Raw genomic sequence first — 18,445 nt, forward strand, 5'->3', positions numbered from 1 at the left:
AGAACTTACAATGGACAGAATAGCTTGCTTATCAAAAGACCTCAATGAATTCTTTAATGAAAAAGCAGACGAAATATCAATTGCAGTAGGTTTTATAAAAAGAAAGAGAAAACTTAATGGCTCATCATTCATAAAAGCTATGGTTTTTGGTAACATAGGAGTTGATGATTGCAGCATAGAAACAATGTGCCAATTGCTAAATGAAGACTCGATAGAAATTACAAAACAGGGTTTAGATTTTAGGTTTAGTGAAGAAGCAGTTGAGTTCATGAAAAAAATGTATAACGAAGCTTTGTGTTTATTTAAAAAAAGTCTACAGATTGATTGCAAAATTTTACAGCAATTTGGAAGCGTTAAATTATTGGATAGCAGCTACATTAGCCTGCCCAGTAGCATGGAAGATATGTACAAAGGATATGGCAGTAGCTATAGAGATTGTGAGAATAATACCAAATCAGGAATAAAGCTACAGTTAGTCTTTGATTACCTGAATCAAGCGCTAGATAAGTTAAATTTTATGGAAGGAATAAGGTCGGATCAAGGTTATAGGGATTATCTGAACGGTTTATCAGCCAATGATTTGCTAATATTTGACTTGGGCTACTTTGTGCCTAGTTCTTTTAAACAGATTGATGAAGCAGGTGCATATTTTGTTAGTCGTTATAAGTCTGATACCAATATATATGATATAGAAACAAATCAAAAAATAGAGCTATTGGAGTATTTGGAAGGTCAATTATCTTCAGAAAAAGAAGTATTATTAGGAAAGGAAGTAAAAATTAAGGTAAGAATTATATGTCAAAAGCTAACTGAAGAACAGTCTATGGCTAGAAGAAGAAAGGCTAATAAATTAGCAAAGTCACATGGATATACATCTTCTCAAAAGAATCAAAAGTTATTAGATTGGTCAATATTTATAACTAATGTTCCAGAGAGTAAAATTAATGCTGAACAAATATTGACGGTTTATAGAGTAAGATGGCAAATCGAATTACTATTTAAACTATATAAAAGTCATATCAATCTTGATAAACTAAAAGGAAAGACAAATCCATTTAGAGTATTGTGCGAGCTATACGCAAAATTATGTGCTATTCTCGTATTTCACGGAATGATTGGCTGTGTAAAACTAAAAAAGAACACGGAGCTCAGTTTAACAAAGGCATTTATTGAATTGAAAAGGCGGGTTAGAGAGCTCTTTTTGATATTAAACAATATTGTCAATAATTTAAAAATTTTTCTAAAAAAGCTTACTATAATCTGGTCAAAGTTTTCTTTGAAAGACAGATATAGGAAGACCAGGGTATCTACTTTAAGCTCTCTACATTCCTTAACTTGACGCGTATGGTTATGCAAGCTGTGCGCACAGGAGTAGATGAATCCATACGTGGATACGAAGAAAAATTGTAAGTCATAAAAATCCTTTAAAAAGCAACTATTAGATTATTATAGGATAAAAAAGTTAATGATTTAATAATTTTAAGGCTAAAATTAGCATATACAAAGTCCTTAACCTACAGTACATTTCAAAATACGACTTTAATGTAGCAGATATTAGAGTTAAAAGTTTTACTATGGTAGAATAATGATAAGATTCCAAGAAGAAGCTGTCAGTAGTCAAATTAGTCGTGTTGCTGAAATAAATTGTAATATATGGTTACTGTGAATAACAATTGCTTATCTTCTCAAGCAAAACATGAAACACATGGGTTGAATAACACCCATGTGCTCTTGGAAGCACGTATAGCTAGACGTGCGTTTATGAGTTGTTTAAAAACAATCTTCTAACAAAGAAACCCAAATTCATCACAAGGATTATGACATGTGTCATAATAATTATGATATGAGTTAAAATGATTGTGGCACGAATTAGTAGCACAAGGTGCGTATGCAGGTGCACAAGCTTGTGCACAGTTCGATACTGGTGTTGGTGAAACTGATGCTGGCGAATTAAAAGCCGTACATGGTAGTTTTGGTAAATGACTATAATTATAAACCATAATGATCCTTTAAAAAATACTATGAGATTATTATAAATTAAAATAATTAAAAATTTAATAATTTAAATTATAAATCTAGCATATCAACTAACGGTATGATTTAAATTTTTTTTCAACTCCACTGTATCTTCGCCAGTTTTGCATACATCCCGTCTTCACTTATTAGAGAGTTGTGAGTTCCTATTGGCAACCGTAGCTCAGTTGGCAGAGCGTTAGTTTGTAGTGCTGAATGTCGCCAGTTCGATCCTGGTTACTCACTCTATTTTTCTGCAAAAATGCCATCTGGGCTGAAAAGCCCAGAAAGCATTCAGTCTTATATAAAATTAGTATCAACAGAAACAAGACTATCCTCATTATCATAATAGTAAGGATTTGTTTTTTCCGTACTATCAAAAACAGTTTTTAATAGTACTTCCTTATCACTGTCCCATGCAACTTTCTTCATAATTTTAGCAAAATCTTCACACTTTTTGTCAACTCCACAGTCCTTTATTTTGCCATTAGCCTTTAGATAAGGCTTTAATGAACTATACAATATCTGAGTGTTATTGCCCTCTTTATCTATCATTTGTCCTAATGTGTTAACAAGTATCAATGGTGCAATTTGTTTTGCTTTCGCAACAATTGTTCGATCGGACTCTCTAATGAGATCAGGACATGATTCTCTCATAAAAAAGCTTTTGTTGTATTCTTTATTATTATGATAACCGGCAGGGTAACAGAAACTCTTAATTTCATCGTCTTGACAGGCTATCTCTTGTGGATTATCCATACATTTTTTACATGACATATTACTAAAATAGTGTGCTGAATCAAAAAGCTCTGTAAAGGCAAATTTAAAATTTACTACACCGTAATAACCCTCTATTCCCTTTTCTATATATGTCGCAATTTTAGGATTACTATACATCTCAGGATACAATTCCTTTAGTAAATCAGATGTATTAAAACCTTGATGACCTATCTTATTATAAGCTGTATACCAAGAAGCATATGCTCCACAATTTTCAGCTTGGGAACAATCTAAGGTTATTTCTTGAGATGTAATGACACTTGCTTTTCCAGTTTCATCTTCTTTCTCATCAGTATCAGGTTTGTTTGTACCAGTTTCATCTCCTTTTTCACCAGTATCAGGTTTGCCTGTACCAATTCCTTTCTCTTTTTTGCATTCTTCAGCTTCTTTTTTATACCACTCAACCTCTGCCTTTGCCATTCCAATTTTACACTTTACAACTTCTTCTTTGGCTTTCTCAACTTTCTTTTCACACTGTACAAATGCTTCTTTTATCCCTTCAGCCTCCTCTTTTGCTTTTCCAGCGTCTGCTTTTGCCTGTTTAGCTTCTGCTTTCACTTTTTCAATCTCATCTTGAGCTTGTTTTATTGCTAAATCGGCTTTTGCTTTAGCATCATCTTTTGCACGTTCTATTGCCTGTTTAGCATCATCTTTTATCCTCTCAGCATCTTTTTCACATTTCGCAAACTGCTCTTTTGCTTCTTTAGCTTCACCATGTGCTTGTTTTACTGCTTCCGCAGCTTTTGCTTTAGCATCATCTTTTGCACGTTCTATTGCCTGTTTAGCATCATCTTTTATCCTCTCAGCATCTTTTTCACATTTCGCAAACTGCTCTTTTGCTTCTTTAGCTTCACCATGTGCTTGTTTTACTGCTTCCGCAGCTTCTGCTTTAGCATCATTCTTTGCCTGATTGATTGCCTTTCCAGCGTCTTCTTTTATCCTCTCAGCATCTTTTTCACATTTCGCAAACTGTTCTTTTGCTTCTTTAGCTTCACCATGTGCTTGTTTTATTGCCTTTTTAGCATCATCTTCTGCACGTTTTACTGCCTTTTTAGCACCATCTTCTGCCTTCTTAGCCCTGTCTTTGCACTCTTCAAGTGTTTCTCTGGTAAATTCATCATCCTTTTTCTCTTTTTCGATCTGATCTCTTAGACCCGTAACCTGATCCTCAGTTACTACCTTATCATCAGTTACTACCTGATCTTCAGTTGTGATTTTATCCTTGATCGTCTCATCTACACCCTCATCACTATAAGAAAATTTGTTAGTATATGAATAGCGATTATTGATTTTATCACTATAGTTATGTTTTAACATAGAGACCTCCTATACAGTTAAAATTGGAATTACATTAAGATAGAACAAGCTATGAATATAACGTGAATGAAAGAAACCACAGGTCACGAAATTTCCGGATAACTATGGAACCATTATAAAATAATAAAATTAAAAAATTAATAATTTTAATTTTAAATCTAGCATACTCATTAAATCAACAACGATATAGCTTAAATTCTCTTTTAATTTACACAATATTTCATGCCTACTGTATCTTCGCCAGTTTTGCATACAGCCCGTCTTTACTTATTAGAGAGTCATGAGTTCCTACTTCTTCTACTTTTCCATGATTAATTACTATAATCTTGTCAGTCTTGAGTGCGGTTGATAGCCTGTGTGTAATTACGATTGTTGTTCTGTTTTGCATTAACTTGCTCAAGGCTTTTTGCACGAGGTTCTCACTTTTGTAATCAAGGGCAGAGGTTGCTTCATCCAGTATTAAAACCTGAGGATTGTTGAGTATGGCCCTTGCTATTACAATACGTTGTTTTTGTCCTTCAGAAAGTTTTAATCCTCTTTTTCCTACAAATGTATCAAATTTATCAGGCAGCTTATCAATAAATTCCATCGCATAAGCGCTGATGGCTGCTTGCTTCACTTCCTCATATTCGGCACCTGGTTTGCCATATAGTATATTTTCCATTATTGAGCAAGAAAATATCATGTGATCTTGTGGCACTAAGCCAAACAACGATCTGAGGTCATTTAGCGCAATTGACTTAATATTGTGCCCATCGATAGTAATGCTACCTTTGTTTGGATCATGAAAACGGAGCAGAAGCTTTAAAATGGTGCTTTTACCACTGCCAGATGGTCCAACAATTGATACTGCTTGACCTGCCTCTATAGAAAATGATACGTTATTTAACGCTGGCTTATCAGACTGAGATTCATAAAAAAATGTTACGCCATTAAACGAAATTCCCTTTTGAACACTACAAATTTTTATAGGATCATCGGGATCTGCTATAGAGCTTTTCATATTTTTAAATTCAAATAAACGCTCTACTATTCCAAGACCTCGTTGTAAATCACTGATATTATCGCTCAAATTATTTATAGCTCCTGCTGCGAGCGCTGAATAAAACACAAATGAGGAGAGTTTTCCAATAGTTATATTATTGCTTAAGACTTCTTTAATACCAAAAAAGAGCAAAACAACTAGTGAACCTATCACACACGTGATAACTAGAGTTACTAAAATAGCACGCAAGAGTACTAATTTTACGTATGATTTTGATACTGAGTTTAAATGTTCCTTAAAACGGATTTTTTCGTTTTCCTCGAGTACAAACGATTTGATAGTCACTATAGATCTAAAATTTTCCTCACTAAATGACGCAAGCTCACTTAATTTATCCTGGGCAAAGCGTGCATAGCTACGCACTTTTTTTCCAAGTGAGGTCATGATAATGAGTAGTATAGGTATTATTGCGGCTGCATACGCAGTTAGTTGTATATTTGTATACAATAACATAGCAACACTACCAATCAGAATCACAAAATTTCGTAATATGGTTAGTAAGCTGCTGTTTATTATTGATTGCAGCACAGAGGTATCAGTAACTAACGCTGAAATAACATCTTGTACGCCTGTGTTCTCAAAGAAACTTGGTTGCAAGTTAGTGATACTGCTATATAAGTCATATCTGATTCTTGCGATAACTTTCTCGCTGCCAATGCCAATGAAATATAACCGAGTAAATGCAGTGAGAGAAATGGCTAAAACTATAAGTATTGCAACTAATAGTTTGGTAGTAAAATCGTGCTCTGTGCCAGAATCAATTATATTGCTTAAGCCTCTGCCAAAGAGGAGGATCATTAAGGCTGAAAATAAAACTGCAATAAAAGCTATGATGAAATAAGATAGATTAGGCTTTATATAGTAAAATAACTGCCTAATATTAGATCGCATCTTATTTTAAAGTTTCTAAAGTTAAGTATATAGATTCTAGTTTCAGGGGAAAGGGAAAAGGTGTAGTATGAAGCAATTTAGGTTCTGCAGCTGTTGTGATTTTAGTCCACCAAGAAAGGGTAGTAGCTCGCAGAAACAAAAAACTTGCTTGACAAACTCCGCCAGCCCTCTTATCATGAAACTGAAGCTATTGTATTTGCTTTCGCCAATCTGCAGATTAAAAGGTAAGGATTACTTAATGTATCGGCGTCTTATGTTCAATTTTTTGCAGTATATAGATACTGTATGTCTTTACAAAACTTCATCTACATCTAGATTTTTATCTAAATAAGCTGAACGCGCTTATAAAGCGTTACAAGACATCAAAAAATGCCAATACTCGACAGAGATAGTAAAAGACTAGCTAACTCGGGAATTCTTTGTCTTTTTTTCTGCTTAGTAAATTTCTTAAACATTTGCAGCGTAGGTTAGTTGCAATTAAAAGCAGCTAAATTGCAGTGTTTAAGACTTAAAAAACGCCAATACTGAAAATAGACAATGACTAGGGTTTCTTTTGCCTTTTTTTCGTTTGGTAAATTCCTTAATATTTATAGCTAAACGACAATCGTCATCCCGCTACGTGTTAGCGGGATCTATGTTAAGGTATGACGGTTAAGTAAGGGATCTATGTTAAGAGATACCGCGGCGGTATGACGGTTCGTGGCGGCGTGACGATAAGCTCGTCATCCCACTACGTGTTAGCGGGATCTATGTTGAGAGATACCGCGAATGAATCGCGGTATGACAGTGTAGATAGTAATTCGTCATTCCGCTACGTGTTAGCGGGATCTAGAAATACCGTGAATGAATCGCGGTATGACGGTTTGCGGTGGTATGACGATAAGCTCGTCATCCCGCTACGTGTTAGCGCCGCAGCGGTATAGCTATACTTAAAAATATGGTTGAATAGTTGTTAATAATAGTGTATAATTATTAATCTTTTCTCAGTATTTTTACTATGGCTCTTTCTAAATTTCTCGATCCAAAATTGGACCTAACATTTAAAAAAATATTTGGTACTGAGAGAAATAAGAATATTCTTATTCATTTTTTGAACGATATTTTAGGATGTACTGAAGTCAACACTATACAAGAAGTAGAATTCTTAAGCACCATTATGGACCCTGAAATTGCTTCTGATAAACAAAGCATTGTTGATGTTCTTTGCAGGGATTCTAGTGGGAACAGGTATATAATTGAGATGCAGCTCACTCGTGATAAAGGCTTTGAAAAACGTGCACAACTTTATGCTGCTAAGGCTTACTCAAGACAAGCTGATAAATCTGGTAAATACGTTGATTTAAAGAAGATTTTCTTTATCGCGATTTCAAATTGTACCTTATTCCCTGATAAGCTTGACTATATATCTAGCCATACCATAAGAGATGAGAAAACCAATGAGCATGACTTAAAAGATTTTCAATTTATCTTCATAGAGCTGCCAAAATTTCCTAAGAGTAGAGAAGAACAACTAGAAAGTGTAGTAGACCGTTGGCTATTTTTTTTCAAATATGCAGATGAAACAACGGACGAAGATCTCAGAAAAATTGCGGAAAAATCACCAATAATAAAGCTAGCATATGATGAATTAGATAAGTTTCACTGGAATGAAAAAGATCTAATAGCTTATGAAGAAAGAATAATGGATCTGCGCAAAGAAGAAGCCATTCTTGAATACAGACTTGATCTTGCTAAAGAGGAAGGTAGAAAAGAGAGGGAAATTGAAGTCGCAAAGAATCTACTTAAAGCAGGTGTTTCTTTTAATATTATAGCTCAAACTACTGGTCTTTCTATGAGTGAGATCAAAGAATTGCAGAATTAAGTGTGAATGGTTACGAAAAATATAAGTTTTTGCGATAAACGACATAGTGATGTATTTGTTGTTCAGCATGTCAGTGGAATATTTTCTGAAAAATTTCCACATAACTCTTTCAGATTTCATAATATCTCTTGCCACTCATCTGAACAGATACCCATTTTGGAGGGATACCAATAATAGTTGTGAGCGGTACAAGTTTAGTCCATATACCTTCCAAGCATAATACGCTCACGAAACTTTAATGCAATAGCTTGATTTCTACTAAAAGACAGCATTATGCCAAGTGCGATGCTCGAAGATAAAAGAGAAGAACCACCATAGCTAAGTAACGGCAGGGTTATGCCGGTGGTTGGAAAAACACTCAATGTTACCCCTATGTTTATTATGAATTGTGTGATGAATTGCATTGAGATACCGAGAATCACTAACAGATTAAATAATTCATTTTCCCTATATGCAACGTAAAGCAAACGGGCGGAAATGATGCCAAATAACATCAATGTGGCTAAGCACGTAATCAAACCAAATTCTTCTGCTAAAACAGAAAACACAAAATCTGTATGACAATCAGGAAGAGAGGCTTTTACGCTACCTTCACCAGGTCCAACCCCAGTTAATTGACCTCTTTTGAATGCTTCTAATGATTTTGTGACTTGAAAGTTATCGCGCTGCGTAAAAAAGACAAAATTGTAAATCCTTTGCTTTATATGTGGGAGGCATAAGTAAGCTATTGTAGTTCCAGTTGTGGCCATTCCTATTATGCATAGAAAGTATAAAAATGGTATACATGCAATAAACATTTGACCAATAAAAGAATATGTTAAAAGCATAGACATACTGAAATCAGGTTGCAAAAGTAACAACACAAAAACTAACAGAAATATTATGATTGATATGTGTATTTTAAACTTCATTTCGCTGGCCAAGATACTAGCTATAACAACAGAAAAAAATGGCCTTACAAACTCAGATGGTTGAACTGAAATTTTGACAATATGTAACCATCGTTTCGCACCTTTTACCTCTATACCAAGTATTATCGCAATTGCTACTAGAATAGTAAATAAAATGAAACCTGCGAACGAGAGGTTAAGTATAGTTCTTGTGTTGAGAAAAGAAAATGTCACCAAGGTAATTAGTGACAGGACTATATAAATTGTGTGACGCCGTATAAAATAATCTTGTGGTAAAGAAAGACGCTGCGCAATTACAGGGCTTGCTGAATAAACAAGAATGAAGCTTATAGTGAGCAAAAAAAACACTGGAAGGATGAGATAGTAATCCAGCGTTCTATACCAGAGTTTAATATTCATTTTGTTCCAATGTGTAATGCCACTATTCCATAGCTCATATTATGAAACTCAACATTCTTAAAGCCTACCTCTTCAATTTCCATTTTAAAATCAGCCTGAGTTGGAAACTCTCTAATGCTCCTCACTAAATATTCATAAGAACTCTTGTCTTTAGCAACTATGCTGCCAATTTTAGGAATTACTTTAAATGAATATAAGTCATAAAGTTTGGTAAATATCTCATTTTGATAGTGCATAGGGGCAAATTCTAAGCAGATAAATTTTCCATGTGGTTTTAATACCCTGTGCGCCTCATTTAAAGCCTTCTTGCGGTCAGAAACGTTTCGAATGCCAAAAGCTATTGTGCAATAATCAAATTCGGAGTCTTCAAATGGTAAACTTTCTGCACTTGCACATACCCAATCAAAATTAATTTGGTTTGAATTTATAGCTTTATCACGTCCTCTGTTTAGCATGTTTTGATTTATATCGCATACTGTAACCTTAGCACTTGGCTCTTTTCTTACTACTCTTATTGCTATATCTCCAGTTCCTCCAGCAACATCTAAAACCTTAGAGTTTTTTGTAAAATGCACACTATTTACCATCTTATCTTTCCATAATCTGTGCATTCCGAGGCTCATTATATCATTCATGGTGTCGTAGCGACTTGCCACGGAATCGAATACCTCTTTAACTAATTGTGATTTCTTCTCGATTTTTATAGTAGACATTACGTAAAAACTCCTTTATAATTAGTAAAAATTAATTTGAATTAACACAAATGTCAACGACAGGCCTTGAGCCTGTTAAAATCTTCTTCAGCGTGGTATGATGACCGAGTTAGTGGGCTTGATGCAACCACTAGGAACCCTTTGGAGTAAGCGATATATTTATAATGCTCAAATTCCTCTGGGGTAACATACCTATCAAGTTTTGCATGTTTTGGAGTTGGTTGTAGATATTGACCAATTGTAATAAAATCAACCTCAGCACTGCGCAAATCGTCCATAACCTGAAGTATTTCCTCTTTTGTTTCTCCAAGACCAACCATAAGCCCTGACTTTGTGAAAACTTTAGAATTAATCTGCTTTACCATCTTCAGTAAATATAGTGAATGAAAATAGCGAGCTCGTGGTCTTATTTTTGCATACAATCTCGGCACTGTTTCAATATTGTGGTTATAGACATCAGGTGATGCAACAGCGATTGCTTCAAATGCTCCTTTCTTATTTAAAAAATCAGGAGTTAAAATCTCTATTGTTGTTTCTGAAGTTATCTTTCTAATTTCTTCTATGCACTGTATAAACTGATTTGCGCCACCATCTGGTAAATCATCACGATCAACGGAAGTAATAACAACATGCTTTAAGTTTAATTTTTTTATTGCTTTTGCTAAATTTTCTGGTTCATGAGGATCTAGTTTATCAGGAATGCCAGTTGCAACGTTGCAAAATGCACAAGCACGAGTGCAAACAGAACCAAGAATCATCACAGTAGCATGACGTTTATTCCAACATTCACCAATGTTTGGACATGCAGCCTCTTCGCACACTGTATGCAAGTTATGCAGTTTAACGATGTTTAAGGTCTCATTGAACACTTCACCGGTCGGAGCTTTTGCTCTGAGCCATTGAGGTTTGCTATGCATCTGAAACTGCTAACTCTACCTCTTGCTTTACTAAAACTTTTTTCAACCTTCTTTTTATCTTCTGCGCTTTCTCACTTAGTTTAATCGTTCTTGTGTTGAGCAAAAAAGCATCTAAATCACCTTTGTAATCTATAGTTCTCAAAGTTCTTGTTGCCACACGAAATCTAAACTTTTCATTCAATATATCACTTGTCAACGTAACCTTATGTAAATTTAAAAGAAAGGTACGCTTTGTTTTACGATTTGAATGTGATACCTTATTACCAAAAGATTTTTTTCTATTTGTTAATTCACAAACTCTACTCACTTCAATATACCAAATTATTCTATGTACTTAGATTACCTTATATAGTCAAATAGTCAATACTCTCTTGCTTAATTTTTATACCATATACTGCTTTATAGCCAAAAAATATCGTAATTTTTTCTATTATAAGAGAAATCATATGCTGAATTTCCAATGCTTTGCTGCCATTTGTTACTACCAGATGCAACACACCCGAATTTATATTCTGTGCATATGAGATCTTTTTCGGTTTTGTACACTCTGCTATTTCTTTCCCTACTATATTTCGCCAGTTTAAAATAAGACGTATTTCATTTTTGCTAATTTTATTTTTCATGCATTTTAATGCATAGTTTTCTATTATAGACTTTAATTTTTTTGGACCGCTACGTTTGAGCATTTTTCTGTTTTTTTAGTAGGTAGATAATATAAAAGTATACATATAACTTGAGATTTTGTCATTACTGCTACATGTTTGTGAGATACCGTGACGGTATGACCATAATCGTCACTCCGCAACGCATATTGCATAGTCGTCATTCCGCGGCGTGTTCGCGGAATCTAGCTCTGGTCACGCTACTTAGATGACAACCTTCTAACTGCTTTACAAACCTCTAGCCTCACACCGTAAAAGCAGTATTTTTATGCAAAACTTATCTCAACGTAGCACTTGTCAAGATCGTTCCATTTACCAAATTTTGTGCTGTCATCTTTGCCTCATAATTAACCTTATAGCTGTTTTAATTGTAATTAGTTAAATTATTATTAACTTGCCAGGCTAGATCCAAAAAATAGCATAATCCATATGCAAATTGTAATAGAAATCACGTTTGCGTATGGTTTATTGCTATGCGGTTAATCTTTCCTCAATCCAAGCTGCCTGAATGGCTTCGAGTATTTTCTCGTTACAGCGTTTTTCATCATCATCAAATTCCTCTAAACTCAAGACCTTTTTTTTAAGCTCAGTGAATCTGATACTAATTATATTCTCATTTGGAAATTTTTCCTCCAGAGCTTCCACAATATCTTCTATATCAAGCCATTTCATACTTTTTTGTATTTATCTGCTAAGTTAAATTGGTGCCCATGGGGAGACTTGAACTCCCAAGGTCGCAAAACCCACGGATTTTAAGTCCGCTGCGTCTACCGATTCCGCCACACGGGCTTTTTTTATCTATCTAGAGTAAAACTCTACTACTAAATTGACTTCCATGTCTGCTGAATAAGGAACCTCAGAATATTGAGGTGACCTCAAATACTTCACTGAATGCTCTTTACTATCTGCTTCTAAATAATCCGGAGCCTTGCGCTCTTGTTTTTGTTCAGCCTCTACTACTACAGGGATTTTTGCTGCCCTTTCTCTTATTTTTATTATATCACCTGGCTTCACTCGATAACTCGATATGTTAACCACCTTATCATTAACTGTAACGTGCTTGTGAGATATAAGCTGCTTTGCTGAGTAAATTGTTGGAACAAGACCAGAGTGGTATAAAACAGAACTTAATCTCGATTCTAAGATACCGATAAAATTATCAGCCGTATAACCCTTTCTGTTATAAGCATCTAAAAATGTACGTCTGAGCTGCTTACTTGAAATCGCATAGTAAAACTTAAATTTCTTATGCGCAGCAAACTGCTTACCAAAGTCGGATAACTTCTTGAATCCAAGAATACCATGTTGACCTGGAGGGTATTTCCTTTTGTTTACTGGGTCTTTAGCTCTACCCCATAAATTTACACCAAGTCTACGGCTAATCCTATACTTTCTAGTGATAACAGTTGTCATATAAAAACTCTCACGATTTAACTTTAGATTATTAAGGATTTTAGCACTCAGTGTCAACTTGTTTTTGCTGATATAATCTTTTATACTTCATTTTTAAGTTTTTCTATTAACACATGAATCATTCACATTTGGAATCTATGGCAAACGCCATCCGTTTTTTATCAATTGATGCAGTACAAAAAGCAAACTCTGGACACCCAGGTATGCCACTTGGCATGGCAGATGTTGCAACTGTTTTGTTTGCTAAATATCTGAATCATAATCCTGATGATTCTAAATGGTTCAATAGAGATCGCTTTGTTTTATCAAACGGTCATGGGTCAATGTTACTATATTCAATATTATATTTGACAGGTTATATTAGCATAGATGAGCTAAAGAACTTCAGGCAAATGGGATCCAAGACCCCAGGTCATCCAGAGTTTGGCTTGACTTCCGGAGTAGAGGCAACAACAGGCCCTTTAGGGCAGGGGTTTGCCGCTGCTGTTGGCATGGCACTTGCTGAATCGATACTTGAAAAGCAGTTTAGAATCAATCACTACACTTACGTGATGCTAGGGGATGGCTGTCTTATGGAAGGAATAAGCCATGAAGCAGCATCACTTGCTGGGCATCTTAAATTGAATAAGCTTATAGCTCTTTTTGATGATAATGATATTTCTATAGATGGCGCTACTTGCCTTTCCTGTTCTGACGATGTAGAGAAACGCTTCTTAGCGTATGGATGGAATGTTGACAAAATTGATGGCCATGATTTTGATGCCATATCCTTTGCAATAGAGCAAGCAAAAAAGTCTGATAAACCTACAATGATCTGCTGCAAAACCATTATCGGAAAATTTTCAAGCCGTGCTGGCACATCCTCTGCTCACAGTGGTGCTTTTTCGGAGGAAGACATCAAACAGATGAGAGAGAAATTAAACTGGAATTATGAACCATTCCATGTACCAGAAGATGTGAAAAATGCCTGGAAGAAAACTGTTGAGAGAGCAAAACAAAATTACAATTCATTGTCATTCCAGTGCGTGACACTGGAATCCAGAGAAAAAAATGAAGAACTAAAAAGAAGACTTGATAAGCGTTTGCCGGATAATATCGCTGGTGTTTTAGCTGACCTGAAGAAACAAATATGTGAGCTAATGCCAAACGAAGCTACTCGATCTTCTTTTGGTAGGGTAATGGAACTTTTAACACAACATATGCCGGAATTAATCGGCGGTTCTGCTGATCTTACCGGGTCAAATTGCACTAAATATAAGCACATGCAGGTAATAAATAGCAATAATTATAGTGGCTCTTATGTCCACTATGGAGTGAGAGAGCACGCTATGGCAGCATGTATGAATGGTATGGCACTTCACGGCGCGATTCTTCCTTATGGCGGCACTTTTTTGGTATTTTCCGACTATTGTCGTCCTGCTATACGTCTTTCAGCTCTGATGAAGCAGCAGGTTATGTATGTCATGACTCACGACTCAATTGGAGTGGGAGAAGATGGCCCAACTCATCAGCCAATAGAGCATTTAGCCTCTTTGCGTGCTATACCAAATCTATATGTTTTTAGGCCAGCCGATGCAGTTGAAACTCTGGAGTGTGTTAGCATTGCACTCGAAAAGAAAGAATCTCCAGCACTGTTTGCGCTCTCAAGGCAAAACGTAAGTTACATGCGCAAGTTCTACTCTGATATCGATCAATCTGCTAATTTATCGAAGTTTGGTGCATATATTTTGTGTGAATGTTCAAAAGAATTAAAAGTGACGATATTTGCTACGGGGTCCGAGGTTGAAATTGCAGTTGAAACAAGGGAGAAATTGCAGGAAAAGGGTATAGGTACAAGGATTGTTTCTATGCCATGCTGGAGGCTTTTTGACGAGCAAAGCGATGAATATAAAGCGGCAATATTAAATAATGACAGCATTAAAGTTGCAATTGAAGCCGGAAGTGAAATGGGTTGGCATAAATACATAGGTTCAAACGGTATATTTATTGGCATGAAAAGCTTCGGAGAATCAGCACCTTATAAAACACTTTATGAGCATTTTAATATCAACGCTGATCATGTGGTAAAATGTGTGTGTGAGAAACTGGTTTACATTCAGTAGACTTCTTGCATAACCATATGAAAGCCCACTCTTCTTTGTCATTCCAGCGCGTGACGTTATTTCCATCCAAGATGATGTCATTCCAGCACTTGACACTGGCATCTAGTTTTCTTTACAAATTCACCAAAAGTGCTTCATTCTATAACGCAAAACCCATACTCACCAAACCCAATGCATTACTTGCAATTAAGTTTCCTGGATCCCAGTGTCTGGGCACTGGGATGACACCTCTGGGCACTGCCGTCATAAAGGAACCAGTGTCAGCTACTTGAATACATACCACCATGTCATTCCAGCGCGTGACGCTGGAATCTAGTAAACCTCTGGCTATATTATGTCATTGCCTTCTGAACTACTTGGTGATTCTAATACAACTGGTTGATCAAATTCAGATGATGATTGTGTTGGCTCATCAGACCCAAACAACCATGAAAAAAACCCACCAAAAAATGATGCAACTAATGAAAAAGGCTTCATAAGTATACTAAACAAACTACCAAAAAAAGAGCTCGGCTGTTCTTCTGTTTGTGCAGGTTCTGTGGAAGCAACATAATTTACACCGTTGTCTTGTACATCAGTTCCTTGTCCTGCACTGGTGGTCCCCTGTTGTGTTTGTGGTGTTCCACTCCCCGAATTTACAGTTTTATCAGCTTCTTGCTTTGTAATGTCTGATCCTGATTGAGCATCACCTTCTTGTTTTTCTTTCTCTCGTGTACCAGCATCTTCCTCTGAATTTTCTTCATTGTCCGTCGATGGCTTAGAACCGTCGCCAGGGTTTTTTGCATTCCTTAATAGAGCTTGTATTTCTTTATCAGTGGCTAAATTTAAGGGAGTTTTTTCATTTTTATCTTTTATATTAACATCTGCCCCTTTATCCAATAGAGCTTGCACCACCTGCTGATAACCACTTTCAGCAGCAAAGTGTAAAGGAGTCTTTCCACCTTGATCTTTTGCATTAACATCGATTCCTTTTACTTGCAGTAGGGCTTCTACTACCTCTTTATGGCCCCATACAGCAGCCAAATGTAAAGGAGTCTTTTGCGACCAATCTGTTGCATTAACATTGATCCCTTTTACTTGCAGTAGGGCTTCTACTACCTCTTTATGGCCCTTTTCAGCAGCCCAATGTAAAGGAGCCCTATCTCCATCTTGTGCATTAACATCGATTTCTTTTGCTCCCAGTAGAGCGTTCAATACATTTATGTCTATATTGCCCTTTTTAAGAACCAAATGTAAAGGAGTTTTGCCATATTTATCTTGTGCATTAACGTTGATTCCTTCTGCTCCCAGTAGAGCGTTCAATACATTTATATCTATGTTGTCCTTTTTAAGAACAGAATGTAAAGGAGTATCTTTCTTGTTATTTGGTAAATTAACATTGATTCCATCTTTTCCCAATAGGGCTTCTACTACCTCTTTATGGTTCTTTACAGCAGCTAAATGTAAAGGAGTTTCTTGCGACCAATCTGTTGCATTAACATTGATCCCATTTACTTGCAGTAGGGCTTCTACTACCTCTTTATGGCTCTCTACAGCAGCCAAATGTAAAGGAGTCTTTTGCGACCAATCTGTTGCATTAACATTGATTCCATTTACTTTCAGTAGGGCGTCTACTACCTCTTTATGGCCCTTTTCAGCAGCCCAATGTAGAGGAGTCTTGTTATCTTGATCTTTTACATTAACCTTTGCTCCTTCACTTATTAGACGGGTTACTTCCTCAATATTACCTTTTCTAGCAGCCTCAAGTAATTTAGCTGTGTTTTCTAATAGAGTTTGTATTTCTTCGTTAGCAGCTAATTTGAAAGGAGTCTTTCCATCTTTATCTACTGCATTAACATTTGCCCCTTTATCCAATAGGGCTTCTACTACATCTTTATGGCCCCATACAGCAGCAATATGTAAAGGAGTCTCTCCTTTATCATTTTCTACCTTAACATCTGCTCCTTCACTTATTAGACGGGTTACTGCATCAATATCACCTCTTTCAACAGCCTTAAAAAAATTATCTCTACTTTGTGAACTACTCATCCTACACCTCTTTGTAAAACTATATTGTTATGATAAAGCCGTTAATAATCTATGAGCTCTCACCCCCTGTAAAATTATATTATCATGATAAAGTCATTAATAACCCATGAGCTCTGGATCACGCAAATAATGGTTATTCCCTGTGTTTTTCAGTACATTTGAGCTGGCTGTACATAAGAATTGCAATTGTAGAGCATGCTATTGTTAATAGTAAATTTGGTAAAATACCATAGCGAAAAAATTTTCCTACTATATATATTCCAATAGCCCCAAACATCATATTGCAGAATGAGAGAACTGCACTACCAAGCCCTATACCTTTGATCGTTTCTAAAGCAGAAGTTACGTTATTGCTTATTATTAATGCAAGTCCGATATTGGCTGGAATCCAAACAGTTTGAAGAATTAATATATTTAACTTGTCCGCGAAATAAAAATATACCAATAAACTATCGGATATTATCGGTAACACCAAACCTATTATTAGCATTTTGCTAACCCCTACTTTTGGTACATACCTTCTATTAATTAAAGTTCCAATTATGTAAAATATGACTATGATCGATATGAGGTAGCCAAAATACTGTACTTCAATGCCCATCGATTCAAATATGAAAGGGTAGTTAGCAATGTATGCCCAAAGCCACATGAAAGTTAATCCATGAATGGCTGAAAACCCAAGGAAACGATAATTTCTAAATATTGATATATATTGCTTGCAGATATTAGTAGTTATGTTAGTTATACTGGTTTCATTTTTATTTACAGTGAGTGTTTCTTGTAACTTAAAGTAGATAAAAATAAGTATAGCAATTGCTGCAAGTGATATAATAAAAAACAAAAATTTCCAACTATACCCATGTGAAATTATATAACTGCCCACCACTGGAGCTATTCCAGGTGAGAGTGCCACAACCATATTTAATTTTGAAATGACTCTCGAGTATTCACTACCCGAGTACATATCCCTTATTGCTGCATACCCAACAACACCTGCAACACCAGCCCCTGTTCCTTGTATGAAGCGAATTAGTATCAAGAGCGCAATACTGTCGGCTATATAACACATGACACTTGCCAAAGTAAAAATTGTCATACCAATCAGCATCATTGGACGCCTACCATAATGGTCCGATAATGGACCATAAATTAAGCCAGATACTGCAAATCCAACTAGATTCAAGCTAATTGTAAGCTGCACTACACTGCCTTCTACTTTAAAATAATTGGCAATGCTTGGTAGTGCAACTGAGTATAGGTCAGTTGCCATATCGACAATTGCTACAGACAATATCATAATAAGAGAGATGATATTTTGCGGAAGAGCTGTTTTCACTTAATGATTTACTGGATTAAATATACTTAATTATAATGTATTTTTTTCATTAGTATA

Annotated in this window: 16 protein-coding genes and 1 tRNA gene; 5 read left to right on the forward strand and 12 right to left on the reverse strand. The window is 35.7% G+C overall.

What is annotated here, in order from left to right; translation table 11 throughout:
- The first annotated feature begins 10 nt into the window (after positions 1 to 10).
- Positions 11 to 1,339, forward strand: a complete 1,329-nt coding sequence (locus ABWU32_RS04600) for an IS4-like element ISWosp9 family transposase (protein ID WP_041573564.1) — start codon at positions 11 to 13, stop codon at positions 1,337 to 1,339.
- A gap of 518 nt (positions 1,340 to 1,857) precedes the next feature.
- On the forward strand, positions 1,858 to 1,983 hold the full coding sequence (locus ABWU32_RS04605) for a hypothetical protein (RefSeq protein ID WP_007549126.1): 126 nt from the start codon (positions 1,858 to 1,860) through the stop codon (positions 1,981 to 1,983).
- A 330-nt stretch (positions 1,984 to 2,313) separates the two neighbouring features.
- On the opposite strand, the gene ABWU32_RS04610 is transcribed toward ABWU32_RS04605, so the two are convergent.
- The gene (locus ABWU32_RS04610; protein ID WP_265027792.1) at positions 2,314 to 4,110 is read right to left on the reverse strand and encodes a hypothetical protein; all 1,797 of its coding nucleotides are present in this window, start codon (positions 4,108 to 4,110) and stop codon (positions 2,314 to 2,316) included.
- Positions 4,111 to 4,336: 226 nt separating this feature from the next.
- Positions 4,337 to 6,046 carry an ABC transporter ATP-binding protein gene (locus tag ABWU32_RS04615; RefSeq protein WP_015589073.1) on the reverse strand — a complete coding sequence of 570 codons (1,710 nt, stop codon included), beginning with the start codon at positions 6,044 to 6,046 and terminating at the stop codon, positions 4,337 to 4,339.
- A 997-nt stretch (positions 6,047 to 7,043) separates the two neighbouring features.
- Here ABWU32_RS04615 and ABWU32_RS04620 point away from each other — a divergent pair.
- Entirely contained in the window at positions 7,044 to 7,907 is an 864-nt protein-coding gene (locus ABWU32_RS04620; RefSeq protein WP_015589074.1) for an Rpn family recombination-promoting nuclease/putative transposase, read from the forward strand.
- Between the two features lie 194 nt (positions 7,908 to 8,101).
- Here ABWU32_RS04620 and ABWU32_RS04625 read toward each other — a convergent pair whose 3' ends face one another.
- The 8 genes from ABWU32_RS04625 to rpsD form a co-directional block, all read right to left on the reverse strand.
- Positions 8,102 to 9,217 (reverse strand): FtsW/RodA/SpoVE family cell cycle protein, encoded by a 1,116-nt coding sequence (locus tag ABWU32_RS04625; RefSeq protein WP_015589075.1) that lies wholly within the window; start codon positions 9,215 to 9,217, stop codon positions 8,102 to 8,104.
- Positions 9,214 to 9,930, reverse strand: a complete 717-nt coding sequence (gene ubiE, locus ABWU32_RS04630; RefSeq protein ID WP_010962557.1) for a bifunctional demethylmenaquinone methyltransferase/2-methoxy-6-polyprenyl-1,4-benzoquinol methylase UbiE — start codon at positions 9,928 to 9,930, stop codon at positions 9,214 to 9,216. Before ubiE ends, ABWU32_RS04625 begins: the two co-directional genes overlap by 4 nt.
- Positions 9,931 to 9,983: 53 nt before the next feature.
- Complete coding sequence (gene lipA / locus ABWU32_RS04635) at positions 9,984 to 10,847, reverse strand: lipoyl synthase (protein ID WP_015589076.1); 864 nt, start codon at positions 10,845 to 10,847, stop codon at positions 9,984 to 9,986.
- Positions 10,840 to 11,154 carry a 50S ribosomal protein L28 gene (gene rpmB / locus ABWU32_RS04640; protein WP_353278412.1) on the reverse strand — a complete coding sequence of 105 codons (315 nt, stop codon included), beginning with the start codon at positions 11,152 to 11,154 and terminating at the stop codon, positions 10,840 to 10,842. The genes lipA and rpmB overlap by 8 nt, the downstream gene beginning before the upstream one ends.
- Positions 11,155 to 11,191: 37 nt before the next feature.
- A complete protein-coding gene (locus ABWU32_RS04645; RefSeq protein WP_010082513.1) occupies positions 11,192 to 11,533 on the reverse strand; it encodes a DUF721 domain-containing protein in 342 nt (113 codons plus the stop codon).
- Positions 11,534 to 11,980: 447 nt separating this feature from the next.
- A complete protein-coding gene (gene iscX / locus ABWU32_RS04650; protein ID WP_007552114.1) occupies positions 11,981 to 12,181 on the reverse strand; it encodes a Fe-S cluster assembly protein IscX in 201 nt (66 codons plus the stop codon).
- 30 nt (positions 12,182 to 12,211) lie between these two features.
- Positions 12,212 to 12,298 (reverse strand) — tRNA-Leu (locus ABWU32_RS04655).
- A gap of 9 nt (positions 12,299 to 12,307) precedes the next feature.
- Entirely contained in the window at positions 12,308 to 12,922 is a 615-nt protein-coding gene (gene rpsD, locus ABWU32_RS04660) for a 30S ribosomal protein S4 (RefSeq protein WP_010962555.1), read from the reverse strand.
- 113 nt (positions 12,923 to 13,035) lie between these two features.
- On the opposite strand from rpsD, the gene tkt reads away from it, so the two are divergent.
- Entirely contained in the window at positions 13,036 to 15,024 is a 1,989-nt protein-coding gene (gene tkt / locus ABWU32_RS04665; protein ID WP_015589077.1) for a transketolase, read from the forward strand.
- A gap of 17 nt (positions 15,025 to 15,041) precedes the next feature.
- Complete coding sequence (locus tag ABWU32_RS04670; protein WP_167482804.1) at positions 15,042 to 15,296, forward strand: hypothetical protein; 255 nt, start codon at positions 15,042 to 15,044, stop codon at positions 15,294 to 15,296.
- 55 nt (positions 15,297 to 15,351) lie between these two features.
- Here ABWU32_RS04670 and ABWU32_RS04675 read toward each other — a convergent pair whose 3' ends face one another.
- Together ABWU32_RS04675 and ABWU32_RS04680 are read right to left on the reverse strand one after the other, a co-directional pair.
- Entirely contained in the window at positions 15,352 to 17,052 is a 1,701-nt protein-coding gene (locus ABWU32_RS04675; protein ID WP_264378113.1) for an ankyrin repeat domain-containing protein, read from the reverse strand.
- 133 nt (positions 17,053 to 17,185) lie between these two features.
- Complete coding sequence (locus tag ABWU32_RS04680; RefSeq protein ID WP_006279533.1) at positions 17,186 to 18,349, reverse strand: multidrug effflux MFS transporter; 1,164 nt, start codon at positions 18,347 to 18,349, stop codon at positions 17,186 to 17,188.
- Between the last annotated feature and the right edge of the window lie 96 nt (positions 18,350 to 18,445).

Origin of the sequence: Wolbachia endosymbiont (group A) of Udea olivalis, from assembly GCF_964028365.1 — a bacterium.
GTDB classification, from domain to species: Bacteria; Pseudomonadota; Alphaproteobacteria; order Rickettsiales; family Anaplasmataceae; genus Wolbachia; species Wolbachia pipientis.